A 19,799-nucleotide genomic window follows, 5' to 3' on the forward strand; every position below is an offset into this window, starting at 1 on the left:
TGACGCTTTTTCGCCCATTAATGTATAATATTTCTATCTACGTGCGCCGGGGGGATCGCAGTGAATCTACAGAACAGCAAGGGAAAGTTCAACAAAGTGCAATTTTGCCAGTTGGAGGACGAGCAGGTCATTGAAAAGGTTCATGTTGGGGATAGTGATGCGTTAGATTACTTGATTACGAAGTACCGTAATTTTGTACGGGCGAAAGCAAGGTCTTATTTTTTAATAGGGGCCGACAGAGAAGATATTGTACAGGAAGGGATGATAGGCTTATATAAGTCTATCCGAGACTTTAGAGAGGACAAGCTTACTTCATTTAAAGCTTTTGCAGAATTATGCATTACCCGCCAGATTATTACCGCAATAAAGACAGCTACCCGTCAGAAACACATTCCTTTAAATTCCTATGTTTCTTTAGACAAACCTATTTTTGATGAAGAATCTGACAGAACACTGCTTGATGTCATTTCAGGCGCTAAAACGTTAAATCCTGAAGAGATGATTATTAATCAGGAAGAATTTGATGATATCGAAATGAAAATGGGAGAACTGCTGAGCGATCTGGAGAGAAAGGTGCTTGTTTTGTACTTGGACGGAAGAAGTTACCAAGAGATTTCAGATGACTTAAACCGACACGTAAAATCAATCGATAATGCCCTGCAGCGCGTGAAGCGCAAGCTTGAAAAGTATTTAGAAATAAGAGAGATCAGCCTGTAGCAGGTTTCTGTGTCATATTGACAGAATTTTTCTGACTGTGCTATTTTATTAAGATAAATGAATGTTTAGGAAAAGGTGTAACGACATGAGAAAAAAGATTACGCTGGCATGCAAAACATGCGGAAATCGTAATTATACGACAATGAAAAGCTCTGCATCAGCGGCTGAGCGGTTAGAAGTTAAGAAGTACTGCAGCACTTGCAATTCACATACAGCTCATTTAGAAACAAAATAGTGTTCGCTTTTTAAATTGTGGAGGTCTTTTACATGCGCATGATGAGTTTCTTTAAAGATGTTGGGAAAGAAATGAAAAAGGTTAGCTGGCCTAAAGGCAAAGAGTTAACGCGCTATACGATCACGGTGATTTCAACGGTTATCTTTTTTGTTATCTTTTTTGCCCTCCTTGATACAGGAATTTCTCAATTAATTCGTTTAATAGTTGAATAATGATCAGCAATACGTGCTATAATAGATCATAATATCGTTTGCCAAAACCCGTTCAGCGGGTTTTTTATTGTGTTGTTGAAAAAAGGATTCATAGGCCCTGAGCCTATTTTTTGTTTTACACTTCATTTTTAAATGCGGGGAGGGAAGGACTGCAGAGTCCTGATAGAATGGAAAAGAATTGGTATGTTGTTCATACGTATTCCGGTTATGAAAACAAAGTAAAAGCGAACCTTGAAAAACGTGTGGAATCAATGGGAATGCAGGATAAAATTTTCCGCGTTGTCGTCCCTGAAGAAGAAGAGACTGATATTAAGAACGGCAAGAAAAAAGTAGTCAAAAAGAAAGTGTTCCCGGGTTATGTGCTTGTTGAAATCGTCATGACTGATGATTCCTGGTATGTGGTCCGCAACACGCCGGGCGTTACCGGATTCGTCGGATCAGCCGGTTCAGGCTCAAAGCCGACTCCGCTTCTTCCTGGCGAAGCGGAAACCATCTTAAAACGCATGGGCATGGATGAGCGGAAAACCGACATTGATTTTGAATTGAATGAGACAGTCAAAGTCATAGACGGACCTTTCGCCAACTTTACAGGATCAATTGAAGAGATTGATTATGATAAGAGCAAAGTGAAAGTATTCGTTAACATGTTCGGCCGTGAAACGCCGGTTGAACTGGAATTTACCCAGATCGACAAATTGTAATGTGAAAAAACTTGAAATTGCTATATATTAATGATAATATAGCAAAGGTACGTCTTGGACTAATCCAAGGCAGCTAGCTTGATATTTCGTCATTCATATAAAGAATGAAACCTTGAGTGGGAGGGTTTACCCTATTACCACATCACGGACTTAAGGAGGTGTGTCTCGTGGCTAAAAAAGTAGTAAAAGTTGTAAAATTGCAAATTCCTGCTGGAAAAGCTAACCCAGCGCCGCCAGTTGGACCTGCACTAGGTCAAGCCGGTGTAAATATCATGGGATTCTGTAAGGAGTTTAACGCTCGTACAGCTGACCAAGCTGGTTTAATCATTCCTGTTGAAATTTCGGTTTACGAAGACCGTTCATTTACATTTATTACAAAAACTCCGCCTGCTGCAGTATTGCTTAAAAAAGCAGCTGGAATTGAGTCTGGTTCTGGTGAACCAAACCGTAATAAAGTGGCAACCGTTAAGCGCGATAAGGTTCGCGAAATCGCTGAAACGAAAATGCCTGACTTAAACGCAGCAGACGTTGAAGCGGCAATGCGCATGGTTGAAGGTACTGCCCGCAGTATGGGTATCGTTATCGAGGATTAATTTGTTTCTTGTCGGGTTGCGAGTTTTCACAAGTTCGCAACCCTTATTCGTGGGAGGTTATTCCGCTATAACCACATAAGGAGGAAATTTTAAAATGGCTAAAAAAGGTAAAAAGTACGTTGAAGCTGCGAAGCTTGTAGACCGTGCGAAAGCTTATGATGTCGCTGAAGCAGTGGCGCTTACTAAAAAAACAAACACAGCTAAATTCGACGCTACAGTTGAAGTTGCTTTTCGTTTAGGGGTTGACCCTCGTAAAAACGATCAGCAAATCCGCGGTGCAGTTGTACTTCCTAACGGAACTGGTAAAACTCAGCGCGTGCTTGTATTCGCTAAAGGCGAAAAAGCAAAAGAAGCTGAAGCTGCCGGTGCAGACTACGTTGGCGATTCTGATTACATCGCGAAAATCCAGCAAGGCTGGTTCGAATTCGATGTAATCGTTGCGACTCCTGACATGATGGGTGAAGTCGGTAAAATCGGTCGTGTGCTTGGACCAAAAGGTCTTATGCCAAACCCTAAAACAGGAACTGTTACATTCGAAGTGGAAAAAGCAATCGGCGAAATCAAAGCTGGTAAAGTAGAATACCGCGTTGACAAAGCTGGTAACATCCATGTTCCGATCGGAAAAGTTTCTTTCGAGGATGAAAAACTTGTTGAGAACTTCACAACAATGTATGATACAATCCTGAAAGCAAAACCGGCTGCGGCTAAAGGTGTTTACGTGAAAAACGTTGCCGTTACTTCTACTATGGGCCCTGGTGTCAAAGTAGACGCTTCTACTTTCAACGTAAAATAATATTTGACTTTAGATCAGCATTCTGATATGATTCAAAATGTTGTAAAATATAATATGTCATTTATACCGTAGACAGCAGGGGCCGTTGAGGCTTAATATCCTGCCGAGGTGTATATATATCACAGCTATTACGTTACGTATGCTTGTATATACAGCCTCCATGTCCACATGGAGGCTTTTTATATGAAATCGTCGTCACAGTCGTGATCACCTAGCGGTATAAGTGTTACACAAAATCTACAGGAGGTGTAACCATGAGCAGCGCAATTGATACAAAAAAAGTTGTTGTTGAAGAGATTGCTTCTAAACTGAAAGAAAGCAAATCAACGATCATCGTTGACTACCGCGGACTTAACGTTTCTGAAGTAACTGAACTCCGTAAACAGCTTCGCGAAGCTAACGTAGAGTTCAAAGTGTACAAAAACACAATGACTCGCCGTGCGGTTGAACAAGCTGAACTTGATGGTTTGAATGATGTCTTAACTGGACCGAATGCGATCGCATTCAGTACTGAAGATGTTATCGCTCCGGCAAAAGTTCTTAACGAGTTCGCGAAAAATCACGAAGCTCTGGAAATCAAAGCGGGCGTTATCGAAGGAAAAGTATCTTCTGTTGAAGAAGTGAAAGCTCTTGCTGAACTTCCTTCACGCGATGGCTTACTTTCTATGTTGCTTAGCGTACTTCAAGCTCCAGTTCGCAACCTTGCACTTGCAGCTAAAGCAGTTGCAGACCAAAAGGAAGAACAAGGCGCTTAATCTGATTTTACCCTAAAATAAAACAAATGGAGGAATTTCAAATGGCTTTAAATATCGAAGAAATCATTGCTTCCGTTAAAGAAGCAACTGTACTTGAATTGAACGACCTAGTAAAAGCAATCGAAGAAGAATTTGGCGTAACTGCTGCTGCTCCTGTAGCTGTAGCTGGCGGAGCTGCTGCTGGCGGCGCTGCTGAAGAGCAAAGCGAATTCGACCTTATCCTTGCTGGTGCAGGTTCTCAGAAAATCAAAGTTATCAAAGTTGTTCGTGAAATCACTGGTCTTGGCTTGAAAGAAGCTAAAGAACTTGTTGACAACACTCCAAAACCACTTAAAGAAGGTATTGCGAAAGAAGAAGCTGAAGAGCTTAAAGCTAAACTTGAAGAAGTTGGCGCTTCTGTAGAAGTTAAGTAATCTTCACTTGCCTGTAGGGGAAGCTCGCTTTTATGAGGCGGGCTTTTTCTTTGCTTTTCTTTAAGTGCCATTATAAAAGGAGGTTCTAATAATGAGTGATCACTATTATTCAGAAAAACCTTCAGTTAAAAGCGATAAACAGACATGGTCATTTACACTGCGGAACAGATCTTATACATTCACAAGTGACAGCGGCGTTTTCTCGAAAAAGGAAGTTGATTTCGGTTCGCGTGTCTTAATTGAAGCGTTTGAAGAGCCGGAGATCGATGGTGACTTCCTGGATGCAGGCTGCGGTTACGGCCCGATCGGTCTGTCACTCGCCGGTGAATTTACAGACCGGACCGTGCACATGATTGACGTGAATGAAAGAGCCGTAGAGCTGTCAAATGAAAATGCAGAAAAAAACGGAATAAAAAACGTTCGGATTTATCAGAGTGATTTATTTTCAAATATTGATTCTGCTCAAACATTTGCTTCTATTATTACAAACCCCCCAATCCGCGCCGGAAAAAAAGTTGTCCATGCCATTTTTGAAAAAAGCGCTGAGCATTTAAGGGCTTCAGGTGAATTGTGGATCGTTATACAGAAAAAACAGGGCGGGCCTTCTGCCATTGAAAAACTGAAGGAGCTTTTTGACGAAGTTTCTGTGGTTCAAAAAAAGAAAGGCTATTATATCATAAAAGCAAAAAAAGTTTGACTTGAATTTTCAGCTATGTTAATATTGTAAAATGCCAATGTATATATTTTGCATGATATGCTGAAATAATCATAGTGCATGTATAAATTATACAAACATGGAAATGCTAATAAAATCGGTATTTGTTTTTGGATGTGGTTTTCTTAATTAGAAACCCTTTTTTCTTTTGTCTTGTAAAAGTATTTCTTTATCGTAAGAGATGCTTATTACACATATAATACGCATGATTTGAGGGGTGAATCAGTTGACAGGTCAACTAGTTCAGTATGGACGACACCGCCAGCGCAGAAGCTATGCTCGCATTAGCGAAGTGTTAGAATTACCAAATCTCATTGAAATTCAAACCTCTTCTTATCAGTGGTTTCTTGATGAGGGTCTTAGAGAGATGTTTCAAGACATATCACCAATTGAGGATTTCACTGGTAACCTCTCTCTAGAGTTCATTGACTACAGTTTAGGAGATCCTAAGTATCCCGTTGAAGAGTCAAAAGAACGTGATGTGACTTACTCAGCTCCGCTGAGAGTGAAGGTTCGTTTAATTAACAAAGAAACTGGAGAGGTAAAAGACCAGGATGTCTTCATGGGTGATTTCCCTATTATGACAGATACCGGTACTTTTATCATCAACGGTGCAGAACGTGTTATCGTATCTCAGCTTGTTCGGTCTCCAAGTGTATATTTCAGTGGTAAAGTAGACAAGAACGGTAAAAAAGGTTTTACCGCGACTGTCATTCCAAACCGTGGCGCATGGTTAGAATACGAAACTGATGCGAAAGATGTTGTGTATGTCCGCATTGATCGCACACGTAAGTTGCCGGTTACGGTTCTTTTGCGTGCTCTCGGCTTCGGTTCCGACCAAGAGATTCTCGATCTCATTGGTGAGAATGAATATCTCCGCAATACACTGGATAAGGACAACACTGAAAACAGTGACAAAGCGCTTCTTGAAATCTATGAGCGCCTTCGTCCCGGAGAGCCGCCTACAGTAGAAAACGCAAAAAGCTTGCTGGATTCCCGTTTCTTCGATCCGAAGCGATACGACCTTGCGAATGTAGGACGCTATAAAATTAATAAAAAGCTTCATATCAAGAACCGCCTGTTTAACCAGCGCCTTGCAGAAACACTGGTGGATCCGGAAACCGGTGAAATTCTCGCTGAAAAAGGGCAGATTCTTGACAGAAGAACACTTGATAAAGTACTGCCATACTTAGAAAATGGAATCGGCTTCAGAAAACTTTATCCTAACGGCGGCGTTGTCGAGGATGAAGTGATGCTTCAATCCATTAAAATCTATGCTCCTACCGATGCAGAAGGAGAGCAGACGATCAATGTGATCGGCAATGCTTACATCGAAGAGGCGATTAAAAACATTACGCCTGCTGATATTATTTCTTCTATCAGCTACTTCTTCAACCTCCTGCACGGAGTGGGCGACACTGATGATATCGACCATCTCGGAAACCGCCGTCTGCGTTCTGTAGGTGAGCTCCTGCAAAACCAATTCCGTATCGGTTTAAGCCGGATGGAACGTGTCGTACGTGAAAGAATGTCTATTCAAGACACGAATACAATTACGCCGCAGCAGCTGATTAACATCAGACCTGTTATTGCGTCTATTAAAGAGTTCTTCGGAAGCTCACAGCTTTCTCAATTCATGGATCAGACGAACCCGCTTGCTGAATTGACACACAAACGCCGTCTGTCAGCTCTCGGACCGGGCGGTTTGACACGTGAGCGCGCAGGTATGGAAGTACGTGACGTTCACTACTCTCACTATGGCCGTATGTGTCCGATTGAAACGCCTGAGGGCCCGAACATCGGTTTGATCAACTCATTGTCATCATTTGCGAAAGTAAACCGCTTTGGTTTCATTGAGACGCCATACCGCCGCGTTGATCCTGAAACAGGAAAAGTAACGCCTAGAATCGACTACCTGACTGCTGATGAAGAGGATAACTATGTCGTAGCCCAAGCGAATGCTAAGCTGAGCGATGACGGTTCTTTCTTGGATGACAGCATCGTAGCGCGTTTCAGAGGGGAAAACACCGTTGTAGCCCGCAACCGCGTGGATTACATGGACGTATCTCCTAAACAGGTTGTATCTGCTGCGACAGCATGTATTCCGTTCTTGGAAAACGATGACTCGAACCGCGCCCTCATGGGAGCGAACATGCAGCGTCAGGCTGTGCCTTTGATGCAGCCGGAAGCTCCGATCGTCGGAACGGGTATGGAATACGTATCCGGTAAAGACTCCGGTGCAGCCGTTATTTGTAAACACCCTGGTATCGTAGAACGGGTGGAAGCGAAAAACGTATGGGTGCGCCGCTATGAAGAAATTGACGGCCAAAAAGTAAAAGGCAACCTGGATAAGTACAGCTTGCTGAAATTTGTCCGCTCCAACCAAGGTACGTGCTACAACCAGCGTCCGATCGTCAGTGTCGGCGATGAAGTAGTCAAAGGAGAAATCCTTGCTGACGGACCTTCAATGGAGCTTGGTGAACTTGCTCTCGGCCGCAACGTAATGGTCGGCTTCATGACATGGGATGGTTACAACTATGAGGATGCCATCATCATGAGTGAACGCCTTGTGAAAGATGATGTATACACATCTATTCACATTGAAGAATATGAATCAGAAGCACGTGATACAAAGCTTGGGCCGGAAGAGATCACCCGCGATATTCCAAACGTAGGGGAAGACGCGCTTCGCAATCTTGATGACCGCGGAATTATCCGTATCGGTGCGGAAGTCAACGACGGAGACCTTCTCGTAGGTAAAGTAACGCCTAAAGGTGTAACTGAGCTTACGGCTGAAGAACGCCTTCTGCATGCGATCTTTGGAGAAAAAGCGCGTGAAGTCCGTGATACTTCTCTCCGTGTGCCTCACGGCGGCGGCGGAATTATCCACGACGTAAAAGTCTTCAACCGTGAAGACGGCGACGAACTTCCTCCGGGAGTGAACCAGCTTGTACGCGTATATATCGTTCAGAAACGTAAGATTTCTGAAGGTGATAAAATGGCCGGACGTCACGGAAACAAAGGGGTTATCTCGAAGATTCTTCCTGAAGAAGATATGCCTTACCTTCCTGACGGCACGCCGATCGATATCATGCTTAACCCGCTGGGTGTACCATCACGTATGAATATCGGTCAGGTATTAGAACTTCACATGGGTATGGCTGCCCGCTACCTCGGCATTCACATCGCGTCACCTGTATTTGACGGCGCGCGTGAAGAAGATGTGTGGGAAACACTTGAAGAAGCAGGCATGTCAAGAGACGCTAAAACAGTTCTTTATGACGGCCGTACGGGAGAACCGTTTGACAACCGTGTATCTGTCGGAATCATGTACATGATCAAACTGGCACACATGGTTGATGATAAACTTCATGCCCGTTCTACAGGTCCTTACTCACTTGTTACGCAGCAGCCTCTCGGCGGTAAAGCCCAATTCGGCGGACAGCGTTTCGGTGAGATGGAGGTTTGGGCGCTTGAAGCTTACGGCGCAGCTTACACGCTTCAAGAAATCCTGACTGTGAAGTCCGATGACGTGGTCGGACGTGTGAAAACATATGAAGCCATCGTCAAAGGCGACAATGTTCCAGAGCCTGGTGTTCCGGAATCATTCAAAGTATTGATCAAAGAGCTTCAAAGCTTAGGTATGGACGTGAAAATCCTTTCAGGCGATGAAGAAGAAATAGAAATGAGAGATCTAGAAGACGAGGAAGATGCGAAACAAGCTGACGGCCTTGCATTATCAGGTGATGAAGCGCCGGAAGAAACAGCATCTCCAGACGTTGAACGTGACGCAGTAACGAAAGAGTAGTCTCTGATTGATAAAGGCAAGTGACATCGGTTAATCCGAAGATAAAAAGGGAGGTAGGCCCCTTGCTAGATGTGAACAATTTTGAGTATATGAACATCGGTCTTGCTTCACCGGATAAAATCCGTTCATGGTCTTTTGGTGAAGTGAAAAAGCCTGAAACGATAAACTATCGTACATTGAAACCTGAAAAGGACGGCCTGTTCTGCGAACGCATTTTCGGACCGACTAAGGACTGGGAATGTCATTGCGGCAAGTACAAGCGGGTTCGTTATAAAGGCGTAGTTTGTGACCGTTGCGGAGTTGAAGTAACGCGGGCTAAAGTCCGTCGTGAGAGAATGGGGCATATTGAACTGGCTGCCCCGGTTTCTCACATTTGGTATTTCAAAGGTATTCCGAGCCGTATGGGTCTTGTATTGGATATGTCACCGCGTGCGCTGGAAGAAGTTATTTACTTTGCTTCTTACGTCGTAACTGACCCGGCCAATACACCGCTCGAAAAGAAACAGCTTTTATCTGAAAAGGAATACCGTGCGTATCTGGATAAGTACGGAAACAAATTCCAAGCCTCTATGGGTGCGGAAGCCATTAATAAACTTCTGCAGGACATCGACCTTGTCAAAGAAGTTGATATGTTAAAAGAAGAGCTGAAGACTTCTCAAGGACAGCGCCGTACACGTGCGATCAAACGCCTTGAAGTGCTTGAAGCCTTCCGTAATTCAGGAAACAAGCCGTCTTGGATGATCCTCGACGTGCTTCCGGTTATTCCGCCTGAATTAAGACCGATGGTTCAGCTTGACGGCGGACGTTTCGCAACGTCTGACCTGAACGACCTTTACCGTCGTGTCATCAACCGTAATAACCGTTTAAAACGTCTGTTAGACCTCGGCGCGCCAAGCATCATCGTTCAGAACGAAAAACGTATGCTTCAGGAAGCAGTCGATGCTCTGATTGACAACGGACGCCGCGGCCGTCCGGTTACCGGACCGGGTAACCGTCCGCTTAAATCTCTTTCTCACATGCTGAAAGGGAAACAAGGGCGTTTCCGTCAGAACCTTCTCGGTAAACGTGTAGACTACTCAGGCCGTTCCGTTATCGTCGTAGGTCCGCATCTGAAAATGTATCAGTGCGGTTTGCCGAAGGAAATGGCGCTTGAGCTCTTCAAGCCTTTCGTCATGAAAGAGCTTGTTGAAAAAGGCCTTGCTCACAATATCAAGAGCGCAAAACGCAAAATCGAACGCGTGCAGCCTGAAGTATGGGATGTACTTGAATCTGTCATTAAGGAGCATCCGGTCTTACTGAACCGTGCCCCTACTCTTCACAGATTAGGTATCCAGGCTTTCGAACCGACGCTTGTTGAAGGACGCGCCATCCGTCTTCACCCGTTAGTATGTACAGCTTATAACGCTGACTTTGACGGTGACCAAATGGCGGTTCACGTACCTTTATCAGCTGAGGCTCAAGCTGAGGCGCGCATTCTGATGCTTGCGGCCCAAAACATCTTGAACCCTAAAGATGGTAAACCGGTTGTTACGCCGTCTCAGGATATGGTATTAGGAAACTACTACCTGACGCTTGAGCGCGCTGGAGCAGTCGGCGAGGGTATGGTTTTCAAAAATACGGACGAAGCGCTTCTTGCTTATCAAAACGGTTATGTTCACCTTCATACGAGAGTTGCTGTTGCAGCGAACTCCCTTAAGAATGTGACATTTACTGAAGAACAGCGTTCAAAATTGTTAATTACAACTGTCGGTAAGCTCGTCTTCAATGAAATTCTTCCGGAATCATTCCCTTACATGAATGAACCAACGAAGAGCAACATTGAAGAGAAGACACCTGACCGTTTCTTCTTAGATAAAGGTGCTGACGTAAAAGCTGTGATTGCTGAGCAGCCGATCAACGCACCGTTTAAAAAAGGCATTCTCGGTAAAATCATCGCGGAAATCTTTAAACGATTCCATATCACGGAAACGTCTAAAATGCTTGACCGCATGAAAAACCTCGGTTTCAGATATTCAACGAAAGCCGGCATCACAGTAGGGGTTTCTGATATCGTCGTTCTCGATGACAAACAGGAAATCCTTGAAGAAGCACAAAGCAAAGTTGATAATGTCCTGAAACAGTTCAGACGCGGTTTAATCACCGAAGAAGAACGTTATGAAAGAGTCATTTCAATTTGGAGTTCAGCGAAAGATGTTATCCAAGGCAAACTGATGAAATCATTAGACGAAGTCAATCCGATCTACATGATGAGTGACTCAGGAGCCCGTGGTAACGCATCTAACTTTACACAGCTTGCGGGTATGCGCGGTCTGATGGCCAACCCGGCTGGACGAATCATTGAATTGCCGATTAAATCAAGTTTCCGTGAAGGTCTGACAGTATTGGAGTACTTTATCTCCACTCACGGTGCGCGTAAAGGTCTTGCCGATACCGCCCTGAAAACAGCTGACTCAGGTTACCTTACACGCCGTCTTGTTGATGTTGCGCAGGATGTTATCATTCGTGAAACAGATTGCGGAACAGACCGCGGTATTCTTGCAAAACCGCTCAAAGAAGGCACGGAAATCATCGAGCGTCTGGAAGAGCGTCTGATCGGACGTTTCGCCAGAAAACAGATCAAACATCCTGAAACGGGTGCTGTGCTCATTAACGAAAATGAATTGATCGATGAAGATAAAGCGCTGGAAATCGTTGAAGCCGGAATCGAAGAAGTGTGGATCCGTTCTGCGTTCACATGTAACACTCCTCATGGTGTGTGTAAACGATGCTACGGACGTAACCTTGCAACCGGAACTGATGTTGAAGTCGGCGAAGCAGTAGGTATTATCGCCGCTCAATCTATCGGTGAGCCTGGAACACAGTTAACGATGCGTACGTTCCACACAGGCGGGGTTGCCGGAGACGATATCACACAAGGTCTTCCGCGTATCCAAGAGCTTTTCGAAGCGCGTAATCCGAAAGGTCAAGCGACGATTTCTGAGATTGACGGTACAATTGCCGAAATCAATGAAGTCCGCGACAAACAGCAGGAGATTGTTGTTCAGGGCGCTGTTGAGACACGTTCATACACGGCACCTTACAACTCACGCCTGAAAGTGGCTGAGGGTGATCAGATTACCCGCGGTCAAGTGCTGACAGAAGGTTCTATCGATCCGAAAGAACTTCTTAAAGTCACTGACCTGACAACGGTTCAGGAATATCTTCTGCATGAGGTTCAGAAGGTTTACCGTATGCAGGGGGTTGAAATCGGCGATAAACACGTAGAAGTAATGGTTCGCCAGATGCTTCGCAAAGTCCGTGTGATCGATGCCGGAGATACTGATGTTCTCCCTGGCACATTGCTAGATATTCACCAATTCACAGAAGCGAACAAAAAAGTGCTGCTTGAAGGCAATCGACCTGCTACAGGCCGTCCTGTCCTTCTCGGTATCACAAAAGCTTCACTCGAGACGGATTCATTCTTGTCTGCCGCATCATTCCAAGAAACAACACGCGTTCTTACAGATGCTGCGATTAAAGGCAAGCGCGATGAACTTCTCGGCCTGAAAGAGAATGTTATCATCGGTAAGCTGGTTCCGGCCGGTACCGGTATGATGAATTACAGAAAAGTAAAACCTGTTTCAAACGTTCAGCCTTCGGAAGATATGGTTCCGGCTGAATAATAGAAACTGCTGCAGGAAAGGCTGTTTCGACAGCTTTTCCTCAGTATTACAATTATTCTGGCGGTGGACTGCACTAAAAAATGTCATACGTTGTTGACATCCGTCCCGCAGAGTGATAATATAACCAAGGTGCTCGAAATAAAACCTGTTACTTTGGAGGATATGTTTATGTCTTATGATAAAGTATCACAGGCCAAATCAATTATTATTGGTACGAAGCAAACAGTGAAAGCTCTAAAACGAGGTTCAGTGAAGGAAGTCGTCGTGGCAAAAGACGCGGATTCAGTTCTTACAGCTGGCGTTATCCAGCTTGCAAAGAACCAAAATACCGCTGTCTGTATGGTGGATTCCATGAAAAAGCTCGGCAAAGCCTGCGGAATTGAAGTGGGAGCAGCAGCTGTTGCCATTATGTTATAGCGTACTTTTTGTTTTTATATAAGATATCAATCTTGTGTAAAGACATTGTTTTTTGCCTAATGATGAACCACCTGGGTATGTGGGTTATAAAACGTAATGAAGGGAGGAACACAACATGCCTACAATTAATCAGCTAATTCGCAAGGGACGCGTGAGCAAAGTTGAAAACTCTAAGTCACCTGCACTAAACAAAGGATACAACAGCTTTAAAAAAGAGCACACTAACGTATCTTCTCCACAAAAACGCGGGGTATGTACTCGTGTGGGTACAATGACACCGAAAAAACCGAACTCAGCACTTCGTAAATATGCTCGTGTTCGTTTGACTAACGGAATCGAGGTTACTGCCTACATTCCTGGTATCGGTCACAACCTGCAAGAGCACAGCGTTGTACTGATCCGCGGCGGACGTGTAAAAGACTTACCGGGGGTACGCTACCACATCGTTCGTGGCGCGCTTGATACTGCCGGAGTTGAAAACCGTGCGCAAGGCCGTTCTAAATACGGTACGAAACGTCCTAAAGCAAAGTAATCAAATAAATCATTAAAACTATGAAGGGAGGATATTCAGATGCCACGTAAAGGTCCTGTAGCAAAAAGAGATGTTTTACCTGATCCGCTTTACAACTCTAAGCTGGTATCCCGCCTGATCAACAAAATGATGATCGACGGTAAAAAAGGTAAATCTCAAACAATCCTATACAAGTCATTCGATATCATTAAAGAACGCACTGGCAATGATGCAATGGAGGTTTTCGAACAAGCATTGAAAAACATCATGCCTGTACTTGAAGTAAAAGCACGCCGTGTAGGTGGAGCTAACTACCAAGTGCCTGTAGAAGTTCGTCCTGAACGCCGTACAACTCTTGGTCTTCGCTGGTTGGTTAACTATGCGCGTCTTCGCGGAGAAAAAACAATGGAAGAGCGCCTGGCTAACGAAATTCTTGATGCAGCTAACAACACTGGTGCTGCCGTTAAGAAACGTGAAGACACTCACAAGATGGCAGAAGCGAACAAAGCATTTGCTCACTACCGCTGGTAGGATTCATATAATCAAAATAATAATTCCCTAATAAGGAAGGAGAAATTACCCAATGGCAAGAGAGTTCTCCTTAGAAAAAACTCGTAATATCGGGATCATGGCTCACATCGATGCCGGTAAAACGACTACTACAGAACGGATCTTGTTCTACACAGGCCGTATCCACAAAATTGGCGAAACTCACGAAGGTGCTTCGCAAATGGACTGGATGGAGCAGGAACAAGAACGCGGTATCACAATCACTTCTGCAGCAACGACTGCACAGTGGAAAGGTTACCGTGTAAACATCATCGATACACCGGGACACGTAGACTTCACAGTTGAAGTTGAACGTTCACTCCGTGTACTTGATGGTGCGGTTGCCGTACTTGATGCTCAATCAGGTGTTGAGCCTCAGACAGAAACAGTATGGCGCCAAGCAACAACTTACGGAGTGCCGCGCGTTGTATTTGTCAACAAAATGGACAAAATCGGCGCAGACTTCCTTTACTCTGTAGGCACTTTAAGAGACCGTCTTCAAGCTAACGCTCACGCAATTCAATTGCCGATCGGCGCTGAAGACAACTTCGAAGGTATCATCGACTTAGTAGAAAACGTTGCGTATTTCTATGAAGATGACCTTGGAACTCGTTCAGATGCGAAAGAAATCCCTGAAGAGTACAAAGAGCAAGCTGAAGAGCTTCGCAGCAGCCTGATTGAAGCTGTAGCTGAGCTTGATGAAGAGCTTATGGAAAAGTACCTTGAAGGTGAAGAAATCACTATCCCTGAACTGAAAGCTGCTATCCGTAAAGGTACACTGAATGTTGAATTCTACCCTGTACTTGTTGGATCTGCTTTCAAAAACAAAGGTGTTCAGCTTGTACTTGATGCTGTTCTTGACTACCTTCCTGCGCCAACTGATGTTGCTGCAATCAAAGGTGTACGTCCTGACACAGATGAAGAGATCGTTCGTCATTCTTCTGATGAAGAGCCATTCTCTGCACTTGCATTTAAAGTTATGACTGACCCTTATGTCGGTAAGCTGACATTCTTCCGCGTATATTCCGGTACACTTGATTCCGGTTCATATGTAAAGAACTCTACAAAAGGCAAGCGTGAGCGCGTAGGACGTATCCTTCAAATGCACGCTAACAGCCGTGAAGAGATCTCTACTGTTTACGCTGGAGACATCGCAGCTGCTGTAGGTCTAAAAGATACTTCTACTGGAGATACTCTATGTGATGAGAAGGATCTTGTAATCCTTGAATCAATGGAATTCCCAGAGCCTGTTATCGACGTAGCGATTGAGCCTAAATCAAAAGCTGACCAAGATAAAATGGGTATCGCTTTAGCGAAACTTGCTGAAGAAGATCCTACATTCCGTACACAAACAAACCCTGAAACAGGTCAAACAATCATCTCTGGTATGGGTGAGCTTCACCTTGATATCATTGTTGATCGTATGAAGCGTGAGTTCAAAGTTGAAGCTAACGTTGGTGCTCCTCAAGTTGCGTACCGTGAGACATTCCGTACCGGTGCAAAAGTTGAAGGTAAATTCGTACGTCAATCAGGCGGACGCGGTCAGTTCGGTCATGTTTGGATCGAATTTGAACCGAACGAAGAAGGCGCTGGCTTTGAATTCGAAAACGCAATCGTCGGTGGTGTTGTTCCTCGTGAATACATCCCAGCCGTACAAGCAGGTCTTGAAGACTCTCTTGAAAATGGTGTCCTAGCCGGATTCCCGCTAATCGACATCAAGGCGAAACTTTTTGATGGATCTTACCATGATGTTGACTCAAACGAAATGGCGTTTAAAGTCGCTGCTTCTATGGCATTGAAAAATGCAGTCAGCAAATGTAACCCAGTTCTTCTTGAACCAATCATGAAAGTTGAAGTTGTTATTCCTGAAGAATACATGGGAGACATCATGGGTGATGTTACTTCTCGTCGCGGACGCGTAGAAGGTATGGAAGCTCGCGGTAACGCTCAAGTTGTGCGTGCGATGGTACCTCTTGCTGAAATGTTCGGTTACGCTACTGCCCTTCGTTCTAACACGCAAGGACGCGGTACGTTCACAATGTTCATGGATCACTACGAAGAAGTGCCGAAGAGCATCGCTGAAGAAATTATCAAAAAAAATAAAGGCGAATAATTGATTTTGCCACTTAACTCAAGTATAACTACTATTGTAAGATGAGGAAGTGAAAGCTTGCTTTCACTTTCTATCACTCTATACATTACTAATTAAAAGCTCTTAAGGAGGATTTTAGAATGGCTAAAGAAAAATTCGACCGTTCCAAATCACATGCCAATATCGGTACAATTGGACACGTTGACCATGGTAAAACAACATTAACTGCTGCTATCTCAACAGTACTTCATAAGAAATCTGGTAAAGGTACAGCTATGGCGTACGATCAAATTGATGGTGCTCCAGAAGAACGTGAGCGCGGTATCACAATCTCTACTGCACACGTTGAGTACGAAACTGACACTCGTCACTATGCACACGTTGACTGCCCAGGACACGCTGACTATGTTAAAAACATGATCACTGGTGCTGCGCAAATGGACGGAGCTATCCTTGTAGTATCTGCTGCTGATGGCCCAATGCCACAAACTCGTGAGCACATCCTTCTTTCTAAAAACGTTGGTGTACCATACATCGTAGTATTCCTTAACAAATGCGACATGGTAGACGACGAAGAGCTTCTTGAGCTTGTTGAAATGGAAGTTCGCGATCTTCTTAGCGAATACGACTTCCCTGGTGATGATGTACCAGTTGTTAAAGGTTCTGCTCTTAAAGCTCTTGAAGGTGACGCTGAGTACGAAGAAAAAATTCTTGAACTTATGGCTGCAGTTGACGAGTACATCCCAACTCCAGAACGCGACACTGACAAACCATTCATGATGCCAGTTGAGGACGTATTCTCAATCACTGGTCGTGGTACAGTTGCTACTGGCCGTGTAGAACGCGGACAAGTTAAAGTCGGTGACGAAGTTGAAATCATCGGTCTTCAAGAAGAAAACAGCAAAACAACTGTTACAGGTGTTGAAATGTTCCGTAAGCTTCTTGACTATGCTGAAGCTGGAGACAACATCGGTGCGCTTCTTCGCGGTGTAGCTCGTGAAGACATCCAACGTGGACAAGTACTTGCTAAACCAGGTACAATCACTCCACATAGCAAATTCAAAGCTGAAGTTTACGTTCTTTCTAAAGAAGAGGGTGGACGTCATACTCCATTCTTCTCTAACTACCGTCCTCAGTTCTACTTCCGTACAACTGACGTAACTGGTATCATCAATCTTCCAGAAGGCGTAGAAATGGTTATGCCTGGAGATAACACTGAAATGATCGTTGAACTTATCTCTACAATCGCTATCGAAGAAGGAACTCGTTTCTCTATTCGTGAAGGCGGACGTACAGTTGGTTCAGGCGTTGTTTCTACAATCACTGAGTAATCGACTCGTTCATTAATGCGGGGTCCCTTATGGGGCCTCGTTTTTTTGTTTCCCCGCTGATTCCATGTATAATAGAACGTATACAAATTTTAGGAGCAGACCGATGAACGATAACTTCAAGAAAACCAATCGTATTTCAATGCTTCAGCAATTGCTGATTAATGGCAGTGAACAAACCATTATGATTAATGGTGATGACAGGAGTAATCCGCTGCTTTTGTTTTTGCACGGCGGTCCCGGCACTCCTCAAATCGGCTATGCGAGAAAATACCAGAATAAGCTGGAAAAGCATTTCACCGTTGTGAACTGGGATCAGAGGGGGGCGGGTCTCTCTTATTCAAAGGAAATTCCGGGTTCATCTATGACCTTGGATCAGCTGACAGCCGATACCATTCATTTGACCGAACGCTTATGCAAGCAATTCAGCAGGCAAAAAATATATATCGCCGGTTATTCGTGGGGTTCAGTTCTGGCGCTTCATGTTCTTCAAGAGAGACCTGATTTGTATTATGCGTATATCGGTATCAGTCAGGTGGTTAATATTCAAAAGGAAGAAACGGAAGCTTACCGGCTGATGATGGAATGGAGCAGGCAACGCAAACATTTCCTGCTGGAAAAGACGCTGCGCTTTATCGGAGCGCCTCCATGGGAGAAACAGCTGCAGCGATCGTTATTTCTGCTTTGTATCGAGATGAGGGGAGGGGGCTTTACCCATCATCCGATCGGCGCTCTTAAAGCAGGGGGGCGAATGCTGTTTGGTGAACCGTACGGTGTGAGGGGGAGCTTCTTAGCCGCGCGGGGGCAAATGTTCAGCCTGAAACACCTGTGGGAGGATCTCATTTTCTTTGATGCCGGAGAATCAGTTTCTTCTATTATAATACCGTGCTGTTTTATGTCAGGGAGATACGATTTGACGGTCCCGGGGACGACGTCTTATGAATATTATCAGAAGGTTGATGCGCCGTATAAAGAATGGCATTGGTTTGAGAACTCAGCCCATTCGCCTCACTTGGAGGAACCGGATCGCTTTGCCGAAGTTGTCAGCCGGTTCGCATCGTTCCATCTCTGAAAGAAAACAGGCATATCCTTGATTAATCATGGTATCACCTGTATAATAATCAAAGTGTGAAAACCACAAGGTTCTTTAAATAAACCTTGCAACATGCGTCTATTTTCTGTATAATAGTGTATGTTGGTCTTTGACTGCGATGAAGTGAGAGGTTGCTGACACACCCGGCCGCTTTGCCATGGCAAGGTGATCAGGTTTTTCTCACGGAGAACTGTCTAACGTGATGTAGGCGAAAAGGAGGGAAAATAATGGCAAAACAAAAAATTCGTATTCGTTTAAAAGCATATGATCATAGAATCCTTGATCAATCTGCAGAGAAGATTGTTGAAACGGCAAAACGTTCTGGTGCCAGCGTATCTGGTCCGATTCCGTTGCCAACTGAAAAATCAGTTTACACAATCCTTCGTGCGGTGCACAAATACAAAGATTCTCGTGAGCAATTTGAAATGCGTACACATAAACGTTTAATCGACATTGTGAACCCAACACCACAAACTGTTGATGCTCTCATGCGATTAGACTTACCATCTGGTGTCGATATCGAAATCAAACTTTAATTCTAAAATATAGAATGATCTTAATAGGAGGTGTGACGAATGACCAAAGGAATCTTAGGAAGAAAAATTGGTATGACGCAAGTATTCGCAGAGAACGGTGATCTTATCCCGGTAACTGTTATTGAAGCAGCTCCAAACGTTGTTCTTCAAAAGAAAACAGCTGAAAATGATGGCTATGAAGCGATCCAGCTTGGTTTTGACGATAAGCGTGAAAAGCTTTCAAACAAACCGGAAAAAGGACACGTTGCAAAAGCGGAAACTGCTCCTAAGCGCTTCGTTAAAGAATTACGCGGCGTGGATATGGATGCGTATGAAATTGGTCAGGAAGTCAAGGTTGAAATTTTCTCTGCAGGAGAAATCGTAGATGTAACAGGAGTATCTAAAGGTAAAGGTTTCCAAGGTGCAATCAAGCGCCACGGACAATCTCGCGGACCTATGTCTCACGGTTCACGCTACCACCGTCGTCCTGGTTCAATGGGACCTGTAGATCCTAACCGTGTATTCAAAGGTAAACTATTACCTGGACGCATGGGCGGAGATCAAATCACTGTCCAAAACCTTGAAATCGTAAAAGTAGATGCTGAGCGCAATCTTCTTTTGATTAAAGGTAACGTACCTGGTGCGAGAAAAACTTTAATCACTGTTAAAAGTGCTGTTAAATCTAAATAA

Annotated in this window: 19 protein-coding genes and 1 other annotated feature; all 19 genes read left to right on the forward strand. The window is 44.3% G+C overall.

Annotated elements, in window-relative coordinates:
- Positions 1 to 60: 60 nt before the first annotated feature.
- On the forward strand, positions 61 to 717 hold the full coding sequence (gene sigH, locus D5S11_RS16805; protein WP_003156415.1) for an RNA polymerase sporulation sigma factor SigH: 657 nt from the start codon (positions 61 to 63) through the stop codon (positions 715 to 717).
- An 85-nt stretch (positions 718 to 802) separates the two neighbouring features.
- Positions 803 to 952: a 50S ribosomal protein L33 gene (rpmG, locus tag D5S11_RS16810; protein ID WP_003156421.1), complete on the forward strand. Its 150-nt coding sequence runs from the start codon at positions 803 to 805 to the stop codon at positions 950 to 952.
- A gap of 32 nt (positions 953 to 984) precedes the next feature.
- On the forward strand, positions 985 to 1,164 hold the full coding sequence (gene secE, locus D5S11_RS16815; RefSeq protein WP_003156422.1) for a preprotein translocase subunit SecE: 180 nt from the start codon (positions 985 to 987) through the stop codon (positions 1,162 to 1,164).
- A 167-nt stretch (positions 1,165 to 1,331) separates the two neighbouring features.
- Positions 1,332 to 1,865 carry a transcription termination/antitermination protein NusG gene (gene nusG, locus D5S11_RS16820; RefSeq protein ID WP_003156423.1) on the forward strand — a complete coding sequence of 178 codons (534 nt, stop codon included), beginning with the start codon at positions 1,332 to 1,334 and terminating at the stop codon, positions 1,863 to 1,865.
- Between the two features lie 167 nt (positions 1,866 to 2,032).
- Positions 2,033 to 2,458: a 50S ribosomal protein L11 gene (gene rplK, locus D5S11_RS16825; protein WP_003156430.1), complete on the forward strand. Its 426-nt coding sequence runs from the start codon at positions 2,033 to 2,035 to the stop codon at positions 2,456 to 2,458.
- A 94-nt stretch (positions 2,459 to 2,552) separates the two neighbouring features.
- The gene (rplA, locus tag D5S11_RS16830) at positions 2,553 to 3,251 is read left to right on the forward strand and encodes a 50S ribosomal protein L1 (protein ID WP_003156431.1); all 699 of its coding nucleotides are present in this window, start codon (positions 2,553 to 2,555) and stop codon (positions 3,249 to 3,251) included.
- Positions 3,252 to 3,299: 48 nt separating this feature from the next.
- Positions 3,300 to 3,442, forward strand: a sequence feature (ribosomal protein L10 leader region).
- Positions 3,443 to 3,505: 63 nt separating this feature from the next.
- A complete protein-coding gene (gene rplJ / locus D5S11_RS16835) occupies positions 3,506 to 4,006 on the forward strand; it encodes a 50S ribosomal protein L10 (RefSeq protein ID WP_007410396.1) in 501 nt (166 codons plus the stop codon).
- Positions 4,007 to 4,047: 41 nt separating this feature from the next.
- Positions 4,048 to 4,419 carry a 50S ribosomal protein L7/L12 gene (rplL, locus tag D5S11_RS16840; RefSeq protein WP_003156436.1) on the forward strand — a complete coding sequence of 124 codons (372 nt, stop codon included), beginning with the start codon at positions 4,048 to 4,050 and terminating at the stop codon, positions 4,417 to 4,419.
- Between the two features lie 91 nt (positions 4,420 to 4,510).
- The gene (locus D5S11_RS16845; protein WP_007410397.1) at positions 4,511 to 5,116 is read left to right on the forward strand and encodes a class I SAM-dependent methyltransferase; all 606 of its coding nucleotides are present in this window, start codon (positions 4,511 to 4,513) and stop codon (positions 5,114 to 5,116) included.
- 244 nt (positions 5,117 to 5,360) lie between these two features.
- A complete protein-coding gene (gene rpoB / locus D5S11_RS16850) occupies positions 5,361 to 8,942 on the forward strand; it encodes a DNA-directed RNA polymerase subunit beta (protein ID WP_003156440.1) in 3,582 nt (1,193 codons plus the stop codon).
- Positions 8,943 to 9,004: 62 nt separating this feature from the next.
- Positions 9,005 to 12,604 (forward strand): DNA-directed RNA polymerase subunit beta', encoded by a 3,600-nt coding sequence (gene rpoC, locus D5S11_RS16855; RefSeq protein WP_007410398.1) that lies wholly within the window; start codon positions 9,005 to 9,007, stop codon positions 12,602 to 12,604.
- A 168-nt stretch (positions 12,605 to 12,772) separates the two neighbouring features.
- Complete coding sequence (locus tag D5S11_RS16860) at positions 12,773 to 13,021, forward strand: 50S ribosomal protein L7ae-like protein (protein WP_003156443.1); 249 nt, start codon at positions 12,773 to 12,775, stop codon at positions 13,019 to 13,021.
- A 115-nt stretch (positions 13,022 to 13,136) separates the two neighbouring features.
- The gene (rpsL, locus tag D5S11_RS16865; protein ID WP_003156445.1) at positions 13,137 to 13,553 is read left to right on the forward strand and encodes a 30S ribosomal protein S12; all 417 of its coding nucleotides are present in this window, start codon (positions 13,137 to 13,139) and stop codon (positions 13,551 to 13,553) included.
- Between the two features lie 39 nt (positions 13,554 to 13,592).
- Positions 13,593 to 14,063 (forward strand): 30S ribosomal protein S7, encoded by a 471-nt coding sequence (gene rpsG, locus D5S11_RS16870; RefSeq protein ID WP_003156447.1) that lies wholly within the window; start codon positions 13,593 to 13,595, stop codon positions 14,061 to 14,063.
- 52 nt (positions 14,064 to 14,115) lie between these two features.
- Positions 14,116 to 16,194: an elongation factor G gene (fusA, locus tag D5S11_RS16875; RefSeq protein WP_007410399.1), complete on the forward strand. Its 2,079-nt coding sequence runs from the start codon at positions 14,116 to 14,118 to the stop codon at positions 16,192 to 16,194.
- A 119-nt stretch (positions 16,195 to 16,313) separates the two neighbouring features.
- On the forward strand, positions 16,314 to 17,504 hold the full coding sequence (gene tuf / locus D5S11_RS16880; protein ID WP_007410400.1) for an elongation factor Tu: 1,191 nt from the start codon (positions 16,314 to 16,316) through the stop codon (positions 17,502 to 17,504).
- Between the two features lie 103 nt (positions 17,505 to 17,607).
- The gene (locus tag D5S11_RS16885; RefSeq protein WP_108725191.1) at positions 17,608 to 18,573 is read left to right on the forward strand and encodes an alpha/beta fold hydrolase; all 966 of its coding nucleotides are present in this window, start codon (positions 17,608 to 17,610) and stop codon (positions 18,571 to 18,573) included.
- A gap of 248 nt (positions 18,574 to 18,821) precedes the next feature.
- On the forward strand, positions 18,822 to 19,130 hold the full coding sequence (rpsJ, locus tag D5S11_RS16890) for a 30S ribosomal protein S10 (protein WP_003156464.1): 309 nt from the start codon (positions 18,822 to 18,824) through the stop codon (positions 19,128 to 19,130).
- A gap of 39 nt (positions 19,131 to 19,169) precedes the next feature.
- The gene (rplC, locus tag D5S11_RS16895) at positions 19,170 to 19,799 is read left to right on the forward strand and encodes a 50S ribosomal protein L3 (RefSeq protein ID WP_007410402.1); all 630 of its coding nucleotides are present in this window, start codon (positions 19,170 to 19,172) and stop codon (positions 19,797 to 19,799) included.

This window comes from Bacillus sp. L75 (assembly GCF_003676355.1).
GTDB classification, from domain to species: domain Bacteria; phylum Bacillota; class Bacilli; order Bacillales; family Bacillaceae; genus Bacillus; species Bacillus velezensis.